We start from the raw sequence: 17385 nt of genomic DNA on the forward strand, positions 1-17385 counted from the left end.
GCTTCACCTCATACCCAAGTGGTCGGCGTTAACCGTCCTTCTCGATTTCACAGAGTAGCGGATGCTGGCTTTCCCTGGCGTACTGGTTGACCTGCATGGCCTTTGTCTCGGCGATGTCACGGGTAAACACTCCACATACTGCCCGTCCTTCTGTGTGAACGGCCAGCATTACCTTGGTCGCCAACTCTCGGTTCAGGTTAAAAAACACCTCGAGCACTTCGACCACGAAATCCATCGGTGTGTAGTCATCATTGAACAAAACCACCTTGTACATCGGCGGCGCCTGTAGAGCAGGCTTGGCCTCCTGAACAGCAATGCCTGCAGAACCGTCGTCATCGTGTTCGTGATCCGGTCGATCCTGATTGAATGTTAGTCGAATCTGGCTGATTGCATGCATGGAAAGAAAGGTTCGTCAGTGGTTCAAATACAGTGGTGGGGGCGACCTGTCAGAATTTCAACTCTCAACTGGCCGGTCGCCTTGACTATCGGCGAATCGGTGTTACAACCAATAGAACCCACAGTGGGTAAAAAAGGTCCGCGCAGTCAACCTTAATTTATTCGGGTTAGGACGGATAAACTGGATGATACTCCAGTGATGGAGTCTGGTGCAGAGGGAAATGGGTATGTCCGGCGTCAAGATCAATGGCAAGGTCAAGTGGTTCAACAACGCCAAAGGATATGGCTTTGTTAATGAGGAAGGGAAAAACGAGGACCTTTTTGCGCACTATTCAGCAATCCAAATGGATGGTTATAGAACGCTGAAAGCGGGCCAGCCCGTGAGTTTTGAAATCATTCAAGGCCCCAAGGGACTGCATGCCGTGAACATCGGCGCAGTGAGCGCGCAAGCATCGGAAAAGACCACGGAGAAACACGCTCATAAAGAGAAGAAGCAACCGGCCTGAACCGCCGCCGAGCATGCAGTCTGCGGCAAGAAAAACGGCCATCCCACTCAAGTTGGGATGGCCGTTTTTTGTCGCGTGAGACGTTACATATGCGAGATCAGCGCATCACCGAAGCCCGACGACGACACCAGCGTGGCGCCCTCCATCAGGCGCTCGAAATCATAGGTCACGGTCTTGGCCGAAATGGCGCCATTGGTGCCCTTGATGATCAGATCGGCAGCTTCAATCCAACCCATATGACGCAGCATCATTTCCGCTGAAAGGATCAAAGACCCCGGATTGACCTGATCCTTGCCCGCATACTTGGGCGCCGTCCCGTGAGTCGCCTCGAACATTGCCACGGTGTCAGACAGGTTGGCACCCGGCGCAATGCCGATACCACCCACTTCCGCCGCCAACGCGTCGGACAGGTAGTCACCATTGAGGTTAAGGGTTGCAATCACGTCATATTCAGCCGGACGCAGCAGGATCTGCTGGAGCATGGCGTCGGCGATTGCATCCTTGACCACCACATTCCTGCCGGTGCGCGGGTTCTTGAACTGCATCCACGGCCCACCATCGAGCAGGGTCGCGCCGAACTCTTCGGCCGCCACTTCATAGGCCCATTCCTTGAAGGCCCCTTCGGTGAACTTCATGATGTTGCCTTTGTGCACGATGGTCAGCGATTCGCGGTCGTTATCCACCACATATTGCAAGGCCTTGCGCGCCAAGCGCTTAGTGCCCTCTTTGGACACCGGCTTGATGCCAATCCCGCAATCCTGGTCGAAGCGGATCTTGGTAACGCCCATTTCCTCCTTGAGGAACTTGATCACTTTAATAGCTTCCGGCGAGCCAGCCTTCCACTCGATCCCGGCGTAAATGTCTTCGGAGTTTTCGCGAAAGATGGTCATGTCCACGTCGCCGGGCTTCTTGACCGGACTCGGCACACCTTCGAACCAACGCACTGGGCGCAGGCACACATAAAGGTCGAGCTGCTGACGCAGAGCCACGTTCAGCGATCGAATACCACCACCGACCGGCGTGGTCAGCGGACCCTTGATGGACACCACGTAATCCTTGACGGCATCCAGGGTTTCCTGGGGCAGCCAGGTATCCTGATCGTAGACCTGAGTCGCCTTTTCGCCGGCGTACACCTCCATCCACGAGATCTTGCGCTTGCCGCCGTATGCCTTTTCAACAGCTGCGTCGACCACTTTGATCATCACCGGGCTGATGTCGACGCCAATACCGTCACCTTCGATATAAGGGATGATCGGTTGGTCAGGAACATTGAGAGAATGGTCTGCATTGACGGTGATTTTGTCGCCGACTGCCGGAACCTGAATCTTCTTGTATCCCATGCTGAACTCCATCTATGGATTAAACATCTGGCTGCGTTCGAGCCTACTCCAGATAAATGACGACCGAAACCTCACGCCATGTTCATTTGCATCGAAAACAGCATAATTTGTCGCCTACAAGCCTGAAAGCAAAGGGAAAAGCGCCAATCTTGAGCACATCATGCGACTTTAGGCGTACCCCGGCACCTGCGACCTTTAGACCAATGGACGACACACCTTTTGTATGAAGGCTCGGCGTAAGCATAGCGACCTATGTATAATGCCGCCGCTGACCCAAGAGTCACGACGGCTGACCGCTCTAGAATAGGTGCCTTCAGCTACAAAGCCGGACTATTACAATAGTCCACCCGCTTGACGCTCGACTGATGCAACCCAACATCACCGCGAAGAAACCTCGACATTTCGCTCATGGATGACTTTGAACGAACGCGCTCCACCCGGCGCATCTCGAGTTTCTGCGCACGCTTTCAGCAAAGAAGAGAGTTAATCCGAATATGCCCACCCGCTCGAAGATCATCTACACCTTCACCGACGAAGCCCCTGCCCTCGCCACCTATTCACTGCTGCCTATCGTAGAGGCCTTCACCGCTTCCGCTGATATTGCCGTGGAAACCCGCGATATTTCTCTCGCCGGGCGCATCCTCGCAAGCTTCCCCGAGCAACTGGGCAACAAGGCCATACCGGACCACCTCGCCGAACTGGGCGACCTGGCCGTTACCCCTGAAGCCAACATCATCAAGCTGCCTAACATCAGCGCCTCGACCCCGCAGCTGCAAGCGGCGATCAAGGAACTGCAGGCCCAGGGCTACGCCCTGCCGGACTACCCGGAAACCGTAACCACCGACGCGGAAAAAGAAACCCGCGCACGTTACGACAAGGTCAAGGGCAGCGCCGTGAACCCGGTACTGCGCGAAGGCAACTCCGACCGCCGTGCGCCGCTGTCGGTCAAGAACTACGCCCGCAAGCACCCGCACAAAATGGGCGCATGGGCTGCGGACTCCAAGTCCCACATCGCCCACATGAGCAATGGCGACTTCTACGGCAGCGAAAAAGCCGTACAGATCGAAGCCGCTGATGCTGTCAAAATTGAGCTGGTCGGCAAGGACGGCACCACCACCGTCCTGAAAGAAAAGACTACCGCTCAAGCTGGCGAGATCCTCGACAGCGCCGTGCTGAGCAAAAACGCACTGCGCTCGTTCATCGCCGCTGAAATCGAAGACGCCAAGAAACAAGGCGTACTGCTGTCGGTCCACCTCAAAGCCACCATGATGAAGGTCTCCGACCCAATCATGTTCGGCCAGATCGTTGCCGAGTTCTATAAAGATGCCCTGGCCAAGCACGCCACGGTACTGGAGCAGATCGGCTTCAACCTGAACAACGGCATCGGTGACCTGTACGCTCGCATCAAGGCTCTTCCGGCCGAGCAGCAAGCGCAGATCGAAGCTGACATCCAGGCGGTCTACGCCGCTCGCCCTTCCCTGGCGATGGTCAACTCCGACAAAGGCATCACCAACCTGCACGTGCCGAGCGACGTCATCGTCGACGCCTCGATGCCAGCCATGATCCGTGACTCCGGCAAGATGTGGGGCACCGACGGCCAATTGCACGACACCAAGGCCGTGATCCCGGATCGCTGCTACGCCACCATCTACCAAGCCGTCATCGAAGACTGCAAGGCCAATGGCGCGTTCGATCCAACCACCATGGGCAGCGTGCCAAACGTTGGCCTGATGGCGAAGAAAGCCGAAGAGTACGGCTCCCACGACAAGACTTTCCAGATCAAGGCTGACGGCGTAGTCCGTATCACCGACAGCAAGGGCAACCTGCTGATGGAACAGAACGTCGAAGCCGGCGACATCTTCCGCATGTGCCAGACCAAAGACGCGCCGATCCAGGATTGGGTCAAGCTTGCCGTCAACCGCGCGCGCGCCAGCAACACCCCTGCCATCTTCTGGCTGGACCCTAAGCGCGCTCACGACGGCGTCGTGGTCGAGAAAGTTCAGGCCTATCTGAAAGACCACAACACCGAAGGTCTGGACATCCGCATCATGTCGCCAGTCGACGCGATGAAGTTCACCCTGGAGCGCACCCGCAAGGGCCTGGACACCATCTCGGTGACCGGCAACGTACTGCGCGACTACCTGACCGACCTGTTCCCGATCATGGAACTGGGCACCAGCGCCAAGATGCTGTCGATCGTGCCGCTGATGAACGGCGGTGGCCTGTTCGAAACCGGCGCCGGCGGTTCGGCACCGAAGCACGTGCAACAGTTGCTGGAAGAAAACTTCCTGCGCTGGGACTCCCTGGGCGAATTCCTGGCCCTGGCCGCCTCCCTTGAGCATTTGGGTGTGACGTACAACAACCCGAAAGCCCTGGTACTGTCCAAGACCCTGGACCAGGCCACTGGCCAATTCCTCGACAACAACAAGTCGCCATCGCGCAAAGTCGGCAACATCGACAACCGCGGCAGCCACTTCTACCTGGCGCTGTACTGGGCTCAAGCCCTGGCCGCCCAGACCAAGGACACTGCACTGCAAGCGCAGTTCGGCGAACTGGCAAAAACTCTGGCCGAGAACGAAGCAACCATTGTTGCCGAACTCAACGCCGTACAGGGCAAGCCAGTGGACATCGGCGGCTACTACGCGCCGAACCCAGAGCTGACCAGCAAGGCCATGCGCCCAAGCAACACCCTCAATGCGGCGATTGCCAAGTTGAAGTAAGGTTGTAAGGATGCAAAGAAGCCCCGGCCATGTGCCGGGGTTTTTGTTTTAAGGCCCTGACAGAGCTGAAGCTATATCGAAAAATGCTAGCGAACTGTAAATGTTGACAGGTTACGCCCTGCCCCCAAAAGAACATTCTGCTCTTGTGATTAATGACCCGAGAACAGGAGTCCATCAAATGTTTCGCACCCACAAACTACTGCCGCTATACCTGTTCCTGCTCGCTTTAGCGCCATTGTCAGATGCAGGTCAAGACATCAAAATAAAGTATTTCCTCCAGGCAAACTTCACCTGTAAAAACGGCATCACGACACCCGGATATAGCGTTTACGTGGTTGGCTCGCGACCGGAGATCGGGGAATGGGTTCCAGCGAAAGCTTTTTTGCTAAGCCCTGCAAACTACCCGACGTGGACAGGCGAGGTGAGTTTTGCAAATGTTGAGCTCAATCAGGAGGTGAAGTGGAAGTGTATTATTCGCAACGAAAATAACCCTCTGGATGTTCAGAAGTGGCAACCCGACCCGGACAATGAGACGACATTGATTTTCTCTCCCTCGGCTCAGACCACCGGCACGTTCTGAGCAGCTTGCTGATGCCAGGCGTATCATGGGAGCTGCCCCGCCTGAATTCGAGACCCGCTTATGACCTGGCAACCCCACATTACCGTCGCCACCATCGTCGAAGACAACGGACGCTTCCTGATGGTCGAAGAACTCAAGGGCGGCCGCGCTGTGCTCAACCAGCCCGCCGGCCACCTCGACCCGCATGAAACCCTCACCGAAGCAGCCGTGCGTGAAACCCTCGAAGAAACCGGCTGGGACGTGGAAGCTACCGGTATCGTAGGCATCTATCTGTACACCGCACCCAGCAATGGCGTGACCTACCAACGGGTCTGTTTCATTGCCAAAGCCCTGAAACACCACCCGAACTACCAACTCGACGAAGGCATCCTGCGCGCCCGCTGGCTGAGCCGTGACGAGCTGATGGCCGTGCGCGAGGACTGGCGCAGCGAGCTGATCATCCACTGCATCGATGATTATCTGGCCGGCCAGCGTCACAGTCTGGAATTGATCCGCCCTTCTCTTTAGCCTTGCGGGCCCAGGCCTGCTAGAATCGCGTCCTTTTTCAAGACACCCGTTGAAACCCTATGCGTGATCCAGCCCCTTCTGACACACAAAAGAAGCGCGTCATCGTCGGCATGTCCGGCGGCGTGGATTCTTCCGTTTCCGCCGTTCTGCTCATGGAGCAGGGTTATGAGGTGGAAGGCCTGTTCATGAAGAACTGGGAAGAAGACGATGGAACGGAATATTGCACCGCCATGGACGACCTGGCAGATGCCCAGGCCGTGTGTGACAAGATCGGTATCAAGCTGCACACCGCCAACTTCGCCGCCGAGTACTGGGACAATGTGTTCGAGCACTTCCTGGCTGAATACAAGGCCGGTCGCACGCCGAACCCGGACATCCTGTGCAACCGCGAAATCAAGTTCAAGGCGTTCCTCGACTACGCCATGATCCTTGGCGCCGACCTGATTGCCACTGGCCACTACGTGCGCCGTCGCGACATCGATGGCCGTACTGAACTGCTCAAGGGCCTGGACCCGAACAAGGACCAGAGCTACTTCCTACACGCTGTTGGCGGTGAACAGATCGCCAAGACCCTGTTCCCGGTGGGCGAGCTGGAAAAACCCGAAGTTCGCAGGATCGCCGAGAAACACGGCCTGGCTACCGCGAAGAAAAAGGATTCCACCGGGATTTGCTTTATCGGCGAGCGCCGCTTCAGCGACTTCCTTAAGCAATACCTTCCGGCGCAGCCGGGTGAGATCAAGACCACCGAAGGTGAAGTGATCGGCCGTCACCACGGCCTGATGTACCACACCATCGGCCAACGCCAGGGCCTGGGCATCGGCGGTTTGAAAGACGCCGGTGAAGAGCCGTGGTATGTGCTGGTCAAGGACCTGGAAAACAACGTGCTGATCGTCGGCCAGGGTAATGAACACCCGCTGCTGTTCTCGGGCGCGCTGCTGGCCTCGGAGATCTATTGGGTCAACCCGATCGACCTGAGCACCCCGCGCCGCCTGACTGCCAAAGTGCGCTATCGCCAAAGCGACCAGCCCTGCACCCTGGAAAAAACGGCGACAGGCTACCGCGCCACCTTTGATGACCCGCAACGTGCGGTCACTCCTGGCCAGTCGGTGGTGTTCTATGACGGCGAAATTTGCCTGGGCGGCGGCGTGATTGAAGTCGCGCAAGCCTGGAGCAACCCGGCATGAGCCCTACCCAAGAGCAATTGACGGCACTCGGCGGGGTATTTCTCTCCGCCGTGCTCGTGGACAAGATCGCCAAGACCGGCCAGGTCACCGAAGCCGGCCTGACTTGCATGCTCGGCAGCCTGCTGATCCGCGACCCCAAGGACACCCTGGAAGTCTACGGCGGCGACGACCTCGCACTGCGTGAAGGTTACCGCGCCCTGATCGGCGCCCTGGAGCGCGACCCCAGCACCCTGCAGCGCGAGCCGCTGCGCTACGCCCTGTCGATGCTCGGCCTCGAGCGCCAACTGGCCAAGCGCGAAGACATGCTGGAAACCATCGGCAAACGCCTGCCACAGATCCAGTCTCAGGTAGAACACTTCGGCCCGGCCCACGAAAACGTGATCGCCGCCTGTGGTGCGCTGTATCAAGACACCTTGAGCACTTTGCGCCAGCGGATCCAGGTTCACGGCGACATGCGCAACCTGCAGCAACCGAACAACGCCTCGAAAATCCGCGCCCTGCTTCTGGCCGGTATTCGCTCGGCGCGGTTGTGGCGCCAGTTGGGCGGCCATCGCTGGCAGCTGGTGATCAGCCGTCGAAAATTGCTCAAAGAGCTTTACCCGTTGATGCGCAACGAATAAGTCGCAGCAAAGGGCTTTTTTCAAGCCGTTACGCGTAATACGCCGGTCAGTTGGCGACGGACCGGCGGATTTTTTCATGTATGATACGCGCCCCATTTCGTTGCCCGACTGTCCGAGAACACCCCATGCAGCTCTCTTCGCTCACTGCGGTTTCCCCTGTTGACGGCCGCTACGCCGGCAAAACCCAGGCCCTGCGCCCTATTTTCAGCGAATACGGCTTGATCCGTGCTCGTGTTCTGGTTGAAGTGCGCTGGCTCCAGCGCCTGGCCGCTCATCCCGCCATCAGCGAAGTGCCGGCGTTCTCTGCCGAAGCCAACGCTGTGCTCAACACGCTGGCGGAAAACTTCTCCCTGGAGCACGCCGAGCGTGTGAAAGAGATCGAGCGCACCACCAACCACGACGTCAAAGCCATTGAATACCTGCTCAAAGAGCAGGCGGCCAAGCTGCCGGAACTGGCCCAGGTCAGCGAGTTCATCCACTTTGCCTGCACCAGCGAGGACATCAACAACCTGTCCCACGCCCTGATGCTGCGCGAAGGCCGCGATGACGTGATGCTGCCACTGATGCGCCAGACCGCCGAAGCTATCCGCGAACTGGCCATCCGTTTCGCTGACGTGCCAATGCTGTCGCGCACCCACGGCCAGCCGGCTTCGCCGACCACGCTGGGCAAAGAACTCGCCAACGTGGTGTATCGTCTGGAGCGTCAGATTGCTCAAGTCGCTGCCGTACCATTGCTGGGCAAGATCAACGGCGCCGTCGGCAATTACAACGCGCACCTGTCGGCCTACCCTGAGATCGACTGGGAAGCCAACGCCCGCGCCTTCATCGAAGACGAGCTGGGCCTGGGCTTCAACCCTTACACCACGCAGATCGAGCCCCACGACTACATCGCGGAGCTGTTCGACGCCATTGCGCGCTTCAACACCATCCTGATCGACTTCGATCGCGATATCTGGGGCTACATCTCCCTGGGCTACTTCAAGCAGCGCACCATTGCCGGTGAAATCGGTTCGTCGACCATGCCGCACAAGGTCAACCCGATCGACTTCGAAAACTCCGAAGGCAACCTCGGCATCGCCAACGCCCTGTTCCAGCATCTGGCCAGCAAGCTGCCGATCTCCCGCTGGCAGCGCGACCTGACCGACTCGACCGTACTGCGCAACCTCGGCGTGGGTTTTGCCCACAGCGTGATCGCGTACGAAGCCAGCCTCAAAGGCATCAGCAAGCTGGAGCTCAACGCGCAGAAAATCGCCGCTGATCTGGACGCATGCTGGGAAGTGCTGGCCGAGCCGATCCAGACCGTGATGCGTCGCTACAACATCGAAAACCCGTACGAGAAGCTGAAAGAGTTGACGCGCGGCAAGGGCATCAGCCCTGAAGCGCTGCAAACTTTCATCGACGGCCTGGACATGCCAGCCGCCGCCAAGGCCGAGCTGAAACTGCTCACCCCGGCCAACTACATCGGCAACGCGGTAGAGCAAGCCAAGCGCATCTGATCATCGCAAGACCCTTGAGACGCCCGGCCGCGCCGGGCGTTTTTATTCCAGTCTGAAAAGTGCTTTCTTTCAATAGGTTACACATGAATCCTGACATCCCTCTTCAACTTCTGGGCGGCATCACGGCACGGGAATTCCTGCGCGACTACTGGCAGAAAAAACCACTGCTGATCCGTCAGGCCATCCCTGATTTCGAAAGCCCGATCGACGCCGACGAACTGGCCGGCCTGGCCTTGGAAGAAGAAGTCGAATCGCGCCTGGTGATCGAACACGGCGAGCGCCCGTGGGAACTGCGTCGCGGCCCGTTCGCCGAAGACGCCTTCGGCAGCCTGCCTGAGCGCGAGTGGACCCTGCTGGTGCAGGCGGTCGACCAGTTCGTTCCGGAAGTGGCCGAGCTGCTGGAGCAGTTCCGCTTTCTACCAAGCTGGCGCATCGACGATGTGATGATCAGCTTCGCCGCGCCTGGCGGCAGCGTTGGTCCGCACTTCGACAACTACGATGTGTTCCTGCTGCAAGCCCAAGGCAAGCGCAACTGGAAGATCGGCCAGATGTGCAACTCCGAAAGCCCGCTGCTGCAACACGCAGACCTGCGCATCCTCGCCGAATTCGAAGAAACCGCCGAATGGGTACTCGAACCGGGCGACATGCTCTATCTGCCGCCACGCCTGGCACACTTCGGCATCGCCGAAGACGACTGCATGACCTACTCGGTCGGCTTCCGTGCGCCGAGCGCCGCCGAAGTGCTCACGCACTTCACCGATTTCCTCGCCCAATACCTGACGGATGAAGAGCGCTACACCGACGCCGACGCGCAGCCGGTCAGCGACCCGCATCAGATCCAGCGCGACGCCCTCGACCGCCTCAAGAGCCTGCTGGCCGAGCACATGAGCGACGAACGCATGCTACTGACCTGGTTCGGCCAGTTCATGACCGAACCGCGCTACCCAGAACTCGTCGCCGGCGAAGAGCTGGGCGAAGAAGACTTCATCAGCACCCTGCAAGACGGCGCGATTCTGGTACGCAACCCAAGCGCGCGCATGGCGTGGTCGGAAGTGGACGACGACGTGCTGCTGTTTGCCAGCGGCCAGAGCCGCTACCTGCCCGGCAAGCTGCGTGAACTGTTGAAACTGGTGTGCTCCGCAGATGCGTTGCACAGCGAAAACCTGGGTGAGTGGCTCGCCGACGAAGACGGCCGCGACCTGCTGTGCGAGCTGGTCAAGCAAGGCAGCCTGGGATTTGCCGATGAATAAAATTCACGTAAGTGTCGCGGACTGGCAAAAGGATATCGCCGAGATTCGGCGCATTCGTGAAGCGGTATTTATCGCTGAACAATCGGTTCCACCCGAGTTGGAGTGGGACGCGGATGACGCTGGTGCGATGCACTTCCTGGCGTTCGAAGGCGACTTTCCAATCGGCACCGCTCGCCTGCTGCCCAGCGGCGAGATCGGCCGCGTATCGGTCCTCAAGGACTGGCGCGGCCTGAAGGTTGGCGACAAGCTGATGGAAGCGGTGATTGGCGTGGCCGAGCAACGCGGCCAGACCAAACAGTTCCTCAGCGCGCAGGTCTACGCAGCGCCGTTTTATGAGCGGTTGGGCTTCAAGATCGTCAGCGATGAGTTCCTGGAAGTCGGGATTCCCCATGTTGATATGGTGCGTGGGGGCTGATCCCTGCTTAAGGGCTTGTCTGTGGTGAGCGGGCTTGCCCCGCGCTGGGCTGCTTAGCAGCCACAAAACCAAACGCCGCGTTCTTTCTGAAAGAACGCGGCGTTTTTTATAGGGGCCGCTACGCAGCCCAGCGCAGGGCAAGCCCGCTCACTACACGCCAGGCCGACAAACTGGCACTATCAAGCCTAAATGACTCGCAGAGATAACGGACATGTCCCTACGCACCCTGCTCACCGCCCTCCTCCTGGCCGTCAGTTGCTCGACAATGGCCGACACCGAAGTCGTCAACCTGAACAACCGCACCAGCGCCGATCTATTGCCGGTGGCGCAGAATTTCATCGGCAAGGACGGCACCGTCAGCGCCTACGGCAACCAACTTATTGTTAACGCCGATCCCAGCAAGCTCCAGGACCTGCGCGCATTTATTGCACAACTGGACACACCGGCCAAGCGCCTGCTGATTACTGTAGACACCAACGAAAACAACCAACAGAACAGTGGCGATAGCCAAACCCGCATCATCAACTACGGTACTGCCAGTCGCGACGGCGGCATCCAGCAGATCCAGGCCAGCGAAGGCGTGCCTGCGCTAATCCAGGTCGGCCAGAGCGTGCCACTGACCACCACCCAACCAGACGCCTACGGCCGCCCGCAGAACCAGACCCAATACCGCAACGTCACCCAGGGCTTCTACGTCACTGCCAGCGTCACCGGCGAGACCGTGCATCTGGCGATCAGTACCAACCGTGACCGCATGAGCCAGGAACGTCCCGATGTAGTGAATGTACAAAGTACCGACACAACCGTCAGCGGGCGTCTTGGCGACTGGATCCCCCTGGCCGGCATCAACCGTGAAACCCAAGCCGACAAATCCTCTACAACCCGCAGCTACTCTACCCAGGGCCGTGATGACCTGACGTTGCGGGTCAAGGTCGACACCCTGAACTGAAGCACCAAAAACTGACTGATGAGTCGTATTAGACTAAAGATGTAGTGCCATAAAAAAAGCACTACAAAACATTTGACGATCCAAAAAAGCATGGGCATGATGGCCTCGCTCCCGCTAATCAGGGGCCCTGGCAAGGGCCTTCGGATCGTCGCTCTAAGCTACCCACCTGAGCCGATTCGTGTCTGTACCGCCCACAAGGTGTGTTTGACGAGGTTGCGACTGGAACGAAGTTGTCCCGAGGGACGGAAGCTAACCAGGTAACCCGGCAACATGCTGCAGAATACCCAAGGGCCCACGATGCCCGAAGACCGTTCTCGGCCAGCCTTTACCTGCCCCCTCTCGATCATCGTTCACCGTCGCCTTCCCCGTCGAACCTGACTTGACCACCTATGCTTCTGGTCAGCGAGCAGCCATACCCCGCAACGATTGCGCGGCTGGCAAATGGATCTTTCCACCTAGACCTATGCGACGAGGTTTTTCCCCATGGCACTGACACGCGAACAGCAAATTGCAGCCCTTGAAAAAGATTGGGCTGAAAACCCACGCTGGAAAGGCGTAACCCGCGCTTATTCCGCTGCTGACGTCGTCCGCCTGCGTGGCTCGGTTCAACCTGAGCACACCTTTGCAAAACTCGGCGCCGAGAAGCTGTGGAACCTGGTCACCCAAGGTGCCAAGCCTTCCTTCCGCCCCGACAAAGATTTCGTCAACTGCATGGGCGCCCTCACTGGCGGCCAAGCAGTCCAACAGGTAAAAGCCGGCATCCAGGCGATCTACCTGTCCGGCTGGCAAGTGGCAGCGGACAACAACTCCGCTGAATCCATGTACCCCGACCAATCGCTGTACCCGGTTGACTCCGTGCCGACCGTAGTCAAGCGCATCAACAACTCGTTCCGTCGTGCTGACCAGATCCAGTGGAAAGCCGGCAAAGGCCCAGGCGATGAAGGCTACATCGACTACTTCGCGCCAATCGTAGCTGACGCCGAAGCCGGCTTCGGCGGCGTACTGAACGCCTATGAGCTGATGAAGAGCATGATCGAAGCAGGCGCCGCGGGCGTTCACTTCGAAGACCAACTGGCTTCCGTGAAGAAATGCGGCCATATGGGCGGCAAGGTACTGGTTCCAACCCAGGAAGCTGTACAGAAGCTGACCGCTGCCCGTCTGGCGGCTGACGTTGCCGGCACGCCGACCATCATCCTGGCCCGTACCGACGCCAACGCAGCAGACCTGTTGACCTCCGACTGCGACCCGTACGACCAACCATTCGTTACCGGCGAACGCACCCAGGAAGGTTTCTACAAGGTACGCGCCGGCCTCGACCAGGCCATCGCCCGCGGTCTGGCCTACGCACCGTATGCCGACCTGATCTGGTGCGAAACCGCCAAGCCGGATCTGGACGAAGCGCGTCGCTTCGCCGAAGCGATCAAGAAGGAATACCCGGACCAACTGCTGTCCTACAACTGCTCGCCTTCTTTCAACTGGAAGAAGAACCTGGACGACGCGACCATCGCCAAGTTCCAGCGCGAACTGTCCGCCATGGGCTACAAGCACCAGTTCATCACCCTGGCCGGCATTCACAATATGTGGCACAGCATGTTCAACCTGGCGCACGACTACGCCCGCAACGACATGACCGCCTACGTGAAGCTGCAGGAGCAGGAATTCGCTGACGCCTCCAAAGGCTACACCTTTGTGGCGCACCAGCAGGAAGTGGGTACTGGCTACTTCGACGACATGACCACCGTGATCCAGGGCGGCACCTCGTCCGTGACCGCGCTGACCGGGTCGACTGAAGAAGAGCAGTTCCACTGATCGATGTGAGTACACAGCCACTGCGGACCCGTTAAAGAGCTAACCGCAGTGCTGCACGACAATCACGCCCCGACTGGTTCGGGGCGTTTTTTTGCCTGAGATATCTGCCCCGGGCCAATGAGAATCCAAATGTGGGAGGGGGCTTGCCCCCGATAACGGTGGATCAGCAACAGCGTTATTGACTGACACTCAGCCATCGAGGGCAAGCCCCCTCCCACAAGGGAACGCACGCAACCTGAAGATTTTGTACAAAACCTTGATCCAGAGCGGTATTCGCTGCGGATAAATCGGTTAAAAGATCCGCTCCGGCAACTTGCGCCAATCAAACAAGTAACGGCAACTTACCCCGCCACATGAGAAACAATCGCTTAAACCCCGCGCAAACAATATTCATTATCATTTAGACCATGAAAACTTCGTTACTGGTTAAACAAAACATAATTGATCAAATGCCCGCTAATCCCCGCCCCGCAAGGGCTACAGCCCCAAGAAGGTGCACTATGTCCTTATTCCATCGAATAATTTCGCTATAGGAATTTTACTTGCCCGGTGTTTAGCCATAAAATCACCGCGATTGACTGCGCTGCGACATATCGTCACTGCATCATTACTTTTTCGAGCTCAGAGACCTTTGCTCTCTGTTAAGGATTTCCAGCATGACCGAAGCGACAGGACTCATGGCCCACAACTGGGGCTTTGCCATTTTCCTCCTCGGTGTTGTCGGCCTTTGCGCCTTCATGCTCGGTGTTTCCAGCCTCCTCGGGTCAAAAGCCTGGGGCCGCAGCAAAAACGAACCGTTCGAGTCGGGCATGCTACCTACAGGTGGCGCCCGCCTGCGGCTCTCAGCCAAATTCTATCTGGTCGCGATGCTGTTCGTGATCTTCGATATCGAAGCCCTCTTTCTCTTTGCCTGGTCTGTGTCCGTCCGCGAAAGCGGCTGGACCGGATTCGTCGAAGCTCTCGTTTTCATAGCAATTCTGTTGGCAGGCCTTGTCTACCTATTTCGAGTGGGCGCCCTTGACTGGGCTCCGGAAGCTCGTCGTAAGCGGCAAGCGAAGCTGAAACAATGAGGCTTTGGCGATGCAATACAATCTCACCAGGATCGACCCGGATGCTCCTAACGAGCAGTACCCCATCGGCGAACGGGAAACCGTTTCCGATCCGTTAGAAGACCAAGTCCACAAAAACATCTACATGGGCAAACTCGAAGACGTGCTGAGTGGCGCGGTCAACTGGGGGCGTAAAAACTCCCTGTGGCCGTACAATTTCGGCCTTTCGTGCTGCTACGTGGAAATGACCACCGCCTTCACGGCGCCCCACGACATCGCGCGCTTTGGCGCCGAAGTTATCCGGGCATCACCGCGCCAGGCGGATTTCATGGTTATCGCCGGAACCTGCTTCATCAAGATGGCGCCGATCATTCAGCGTCTCTACGAGCAAATGCTCGAACCGAAGTGGGTTATCTCCATGGGTTCGTGCGCCAACTCCGGTGGCATGTACGACATCTACTCAGTGGTCCAAGGGGTGGATAAGTTCCTGCCCGTGGACGTCTACGTGCCTGGCTGCCCGCCCCGCCCTGAAGCATTTCTGCAAGGCTTGATGCTGTTGCAGGAATCGATTGGCAAGGAGCGTCGTCCGCTTTCCTGGGTCGTCGGCGATCAAGGCGTTTACCGCGCCGAGATGCCCTCGCAAAAGGAACAGCGCCGCGAACAGCGAATCGCAGTCACCAACCTGCGCAGCCCTGACGAAGTCTGATCCAGCCCGCTTCTTTTATAGAACGAACACCTGGCTTCATTCTTTACGTTGACCGAAAGCGATAAAAAACCATGACTACAGGCAGCGCTCTGTACATCCCGCCTTATAAGGCAGACGACCAGGATGTGGTCGTCGAACTCAATAACCGTTTTGGCCCTGACGCCTTCACCGCCCAGGCCACACGTACCGGTATGCCGGTGCTGTGGGTGGCGCGCGCCAAGCTCGTCGAAGTCCTGACCTTCCTGCGTAACTTGCCCAAGCCGTACGTCATGCTTTATGACCTGCATGGCGTGGACGAGCGTCTGCGCACCAAGCGCCAGGGCCTGCCAAGCGGTGCCGATTTCACGGTGTTCTACCATCTGATGTCGCTGGAACGTAACAGCGACGTAATGATCAAGGTTGCCCTCTCCGAGAGCGACCTGAGCGTCCCGACCGTAACCGGTATCTGGCCGAACGCCAGCTGGTACGAGCGTGAAGTGTGGGACATGTTCGGCATCGATTTCCCCGGCCACCCGCACCTGACGCGCATCATGATGCCGCCAACGTGGGAAGGTCACCCGCTGCGCAAGGACTTCCCTGCCCGCGCCACCGAATTCGACCCGTTCAGCCTCAACCTCGCCAAGCAACAGCTTGAAGAAGAGGCTGCGCGCTTCCGTCCGGAAGACTGGGGCATGAAACGCTCCGGCACCAACGAGGACTACATGTTCCTCAACCTGGGCCCGAACCACCCTTCGGCTCACGGTGCCTTCCGTATCATCCTGCAACTGGATGGCGAAGAAATCGTCGACTGCGTGCCGGACATCGGCTACCACCACCGTGGCGCTGAGAAGATGGCCGAGCGTCAGTCGTGGCACAGCTTCATCCCGTACACCGACCGTATCGACTACCTCGGCGGCGTGATGAACAACTTGCCGTACGTGCTCTCGGTCGAGAAGCTGGCCGGCATCAAGGTCCCGGACCGCGTCGACACCATCCGCATCATGATGGCCGAGTTCTTCCGGATCACCAGCCACCTGCTGTTCCTGGGTACCTATATCCAGGACGTCGGCGCCATGACCCCGGTGTTCTTCACATTCACCGACCGTCAGCGCGCCTACAAGGTCATCGAAGCCATCACCGGTTTCCGTCTGCACCCGGCCTGGTACCGCATCGGCGGCGTGGCCCACGACCTGCCGAATGGTTGGGAGCGCCTGGTCAAGGAGTTCATCGACTGGATGCCCAAGCGTCTGGACGAGTACCAAAAAGCCGCGCTCGATAACAGCATCCTCAAGGGCCGTACCATCGGCGTCGCCGCCTACAACACCAAAGAGGCCCTGGAATGGGGCGTCACCGGTGCAGGCCTGCGCTCGACTGGCTGCGACTTCGACCTGCGTAAAGCGCGCCCATACTCCGGCTACGAGAACTTCGAGTTCGAAGTGCCGGTGGCCGCCAATGGCGATGCCTACGACCGTTGCATCGTGCGCGTCGAAGAAATGCGCCAGAGCCTGAAGATCATCGAACAGTGCATGCGCAACATGCCGGCCGGCCCGTACAAGGCGGATCACCCGCTGACCACGCCGCCGCCCAAAGAACGCACGCTGCAGCACATCGAAACCCTGATCACGCACTTCCTGCAGGTTTCGTGGGGCCCGGTCATGCCGGCCAACGAATCCTTCCAGATGATCGAAGCGACCAAGGGTATCAACAGTTATTACCTGACGAGCGATGGCGGCACCATGAGCTACCGCACCCGGATTCGTACTCCAAGCTTCCCGCACTTGCAGCAGATCCCTTCGGTGATCAAAGGCGAGATGGTCGCGGACTTGATTGCGTACCTGGGTAGTATCGATTTCGTTATGGCCGACGTGGACCGCTAAGC

General features: G+C 58.3%; 16 protein-coding genes. 14 read left to right on the forward strand and 2 right to left on the reverse strand.

What is annotated here, in order from left to right:
- Positions 1–28 precede the first annotated feature (28 nt).
- Complete coding sequence (gene clpS, locus G9Q84_RS12275; protein ID WP_010567912.1) at positions 29–397, reverse strand: ATP-dependent Clp protease adapter ClpS; 369 nt, start codon at positions 395–397, stop codon at positions 29–31.
- A 226-nt stretch (positions 398–623) separates the two neighbouring features.
- Between clpS and cspD the strand changes: the two genes are divergently transcribed.
- Positions 624–902, forward strand: coding sequence for a cold shock domain-containing protein CspD (cspD, locus tag G9Q84_RS12280; protein WP_181643410.1), 279 nt, complete (start codon positions 624–626; stop codon positions 900–902).
- Positions 903–985: 83 nt separating this feature from the next.
- Here the strand turns inward: cspD and icd are convergent, their stop codons facing one another.
- A complete protein-coding gene (gene icd, locus G9Q84_RS12285; protein ID WP_032890041.1) occupies positions 986–2242 on the reverse strand; it encodes an NADP-dependent isocitrate dehydrogenase in 1257 nt (418 codons plus the stop codon).
- A 494-nt stretch (positions 2243–2736) separates the two neighbouring features.
- Between icd and G9Q84_RS12290 the strand changes: the two genes are divergently transcribed.
- The 13 genes from G9Q84_RS12290 to nuoC all read left to right on the forward strand — a co-directional run bounded on the left by G9Q84_RS12290 (position 2737) and on the right by nuoC (position 17383).
- Positions 2737–4962, forward strand: a complete 2226-nt coding sequence (locus G9Q84_RS12290; RefSeq protein WP_181643411.1) for an NADP-dependent isocitrate dehydrogenase — start codon at positions 2737–2739, stop codon at positions 4960–4962.
- Between the two features lie 178 nt (positions 4963–5140).
- A complete protein-coding gene (locus tag G9Q84_RS12295) occupies positions 5141–5542 on the forward strand; it encodes a carbohydrate-binding module family 20 domain-containing protein (protein ID WP_122756437.1) in 402 nt (133 codons plus the stop codon).
- 60 nt (positions 5543–5602) lie between these two features.
- On the forward strand, positions 5603–6049 hold the full coding sequence (locus G9Q84_RS12300; RefSeq protein WP_181643412.1) for an NUDIX hydrolase: 447 nt from the start codon (positions 5603–5605) through the stop codon (positions 6047–6049).
- A 59-nt stretch (positions 6050–6108) separates the two neighbouring features.
- Positions 6109–7233, forward strand: coding sequence for a tRNA 2-thiouridine(34) synthase MnmA (mnmA, locus tag G9Q84_RS12305; RefSeq protein WP_032889682.1), 1125 nt, complete (start codon positions 6109–6111; stop codon positions 7231–7233).
- Positions 7230–7853 (forward strand): high frequency lysogenization protein HflD, encoded by a 624-nt coding sequence (gene hflD / locus G9Q84_RS12310; protein ID WP_027606331.1) that lies wholly within the window; start codon positions 7230–7232, stop codon positions 7851–7853. Before mnmA ends, hflD begins: the two co-directional genes overlap by 4 nt.
- Before the next feature lie 125 nt (positions 7854–7978).
- Positions 7979–9349: an adenylosuccinate lyase gene (purB, locus tag G9Q84_RS12315; protein ID WP_032889684.1), complete on the forward strand. Its 1371-nt coding sequence runs from the start codon at positions 7979–7981 to the stop codon at positions 9347–9349.
- Positions 9350–9432: 83 nt separating this feature from the next.
- Positions 9433–10599 carry a ribosomal protein uL16 3-hydroxylase gene (locus G9Q84_RS12320; RefSeq protein ID WP_032889686.1) on the forward strand — a complete coding sequence of 389 codons (1167 nt, stop codon included), beginning with the start codon at positions 9433–9435 and terminating at the stop codon, positions 10597–10599.
- Positions 10592–11014: a GNAT family N-acetyltransferase gene (locus G9Q84_RS12325; RefSeq protein ID WP_032889687.1), complete on the forward strand. Its 423-nt coding sequence runs from the start codon at positions 10592–10594 to the stop codon at positions 11012–11014. The genes G9Q84_RS12320 and G9Q84_RS12325 overlap by 8 nt, the downstream gene beginning before the upstream one ends.
- A 211-nt stretch (positions 11015–11225) precedes the next feature.
- Positions 11226–11963, forward strand: coding sequence for a secretin N-terminal domain-containing protein (locus G9Q84_RS12330; protein WP_181643413.1), 738 nt, complete (start codon positions 11226–11228; stop codon positions 11961–11963).
- 483 nt (positions 11964–12446) lie between these two features.
- Positions 12447–13772 carry an isocitrate lyase gene (gene aceA, locus G9Q84_RS12335; RefSeq protein ID WP_010458877.1) on the forward strand — a complete coding sequence of 442 codons (1326 nt, stop codon included), beginning with the start codon at positions 12447–12449 and terminating at the stop codon, positions 13770–13772.
- Positions 13773–14428: 656 nt separating this feature from the next.
- Positions 14429–14842: an NADH-quinone oxidoreductase subunit A gene (locus tag G9Q84_RS12340; RefSeq protein ID WP_003219575.1), complete on the forward strand. Its 414-nt coding sequence runs from the start codon at positions 14429–14431 to the stop codon at positions 14840–14842.
- A gap of 10 nt (positions 14843–14852) precedes the next feature.
- Positions 14853–15527: a NuoB/complex I 20 kDa subunit family protein gene (locus G9Q84_RS12345; protein WP_003174719.1), complete on the forward strand. Its 675-nt coding sequence runs from the start codon at positions 14853–14855 to the stop codon at positions 15525–15527.
- Positions 15528–15598: 71 nt separating this feature from the next.
- On the forward strand, positions 15599–17383 hold the full coding sequence (gene nuoC, locus G9Q84_RS12350) for an NADH-quinone oxidoreductase subunit C/D (RefSeq protein ID WP_095184439.1): 1785 nt from the start codon (positions 15599–15601) through the stop codon (positions 17381–17383).
- The last annotated feature ends 2 nt before the right edge of the window (positions 17384–17385 follow it).

The organism is Pseudomonas sivasensis, from assembly GCF_013778505.1.
Taxonomy (GTDB): Bacteria; Pseudomonadota; Gammaproteobacteria; order Pseudomonadales; family Pseudomonadaceae; genus Aquipseudomonas; species Aquipseudomonas sivasensis.

Coding starts and splice junctions, on each gene's coding strand:
- clpS (WP_010567912.1), bottom strand. CDS start 397: ATGCATGCAATCAGCCAGATTCGACTAACATTCAATCAGGATCGACCG.
- cspD (WP_181643410.1), top strand. CDS start 624: ATGTCCGGCGTCAAGATCAATGGCAAGGTCAAGTGGTTCAACAACGCC.
- icd (WP_032890041.1), bottom strand. CDS start 2,242: ATGGGATACAAGAAGATTCAGGTTCCGGCAGTCGGCGACAAAATCACC.
- G9Q84_RS12290 (WP_181643411.1), top strand. CDS start 2,737: ATGCCCACCCGCTCGAAGATCATCTACACCTTCACCGACGAAGCCCCT.
- G9Q84_RS12295 (WP_122756437.1), top strand. CDS start 5,141: ATGTTTCGCACCCACAAACTACTGCCGCTATACCTGTTCCTGCTCGCT.
- G9Q84_RS12300 (WP_181643412.1), top strand. CDS start 5,603: ATGACCTGGCAACCCCACATTACCGTCGCCACCATCGTCGAAGACAAC.
- mnmA (WP_032889682.1), top strand. CDS start 6,109: ATGCGTGATCCAGCCCCTTCTGACACACAAAAGAAGCGCGTCATCGTC.
- hflD (WP_027606331.1), top strand. CDS start 7,230: ATGAGCCCTACCCAAGAGCAATTGACGGCACTCGGCGGGGTATTTCTC.
- purB (WP_032889684.1), top strand. CDS start 7,979: ATGCAGCTCTCTTCGCTCACTGCGGTTTCCCCTGTTGACGGCCGCTAC.
- G9Q84_RS12320 (WP_032889686.1), top strand. CDS start 9,433: ATGAATCCTGACATCCCTCTTCAACTTCTGGGCGGCATCACGGCACGG.
- G9Q84_RS12325 (WP_032889687.1), top strand. CDS start 10,592: ATGAATAAAATTCACGTAAGTGTCGCGGACTGGCAAAAGGATATCGCC.
- G9Q84_RS12330 (WP_181643413.1), top strand. CDS start 11,226: ATGTCCCTACGCACCCTGCTCACCGCCCTCCTCCTGGCCGTCAGTTGC.
- aceA (WP_010458877.1), top strand. CDS start 12,447: ATGGCACTGACACGCGAACAGCAAATTGCAGCCCTTGAAAAAGATTGG.
- G9Q84_RS12340 (WP_003219575.1), top strand. CDS start 14,429: ATGACCGAAGCGACAGGACTCATGGCCCACAACTGGGGCTTTGCCATT.
- G9Q84_RS12345 (WP_003174719.1), top strand. CDS start 14,853: ATGCAATACAATCTCACCAGGATCGACCCGGATGCTCCTAACGAGCAG.
- nuoC (WP_095184439.1), top strand. CDS start 15,599: ATGACTACAGGCAGCGCTCTGTACATCCCGCCTTATAAGGCAGACGAC.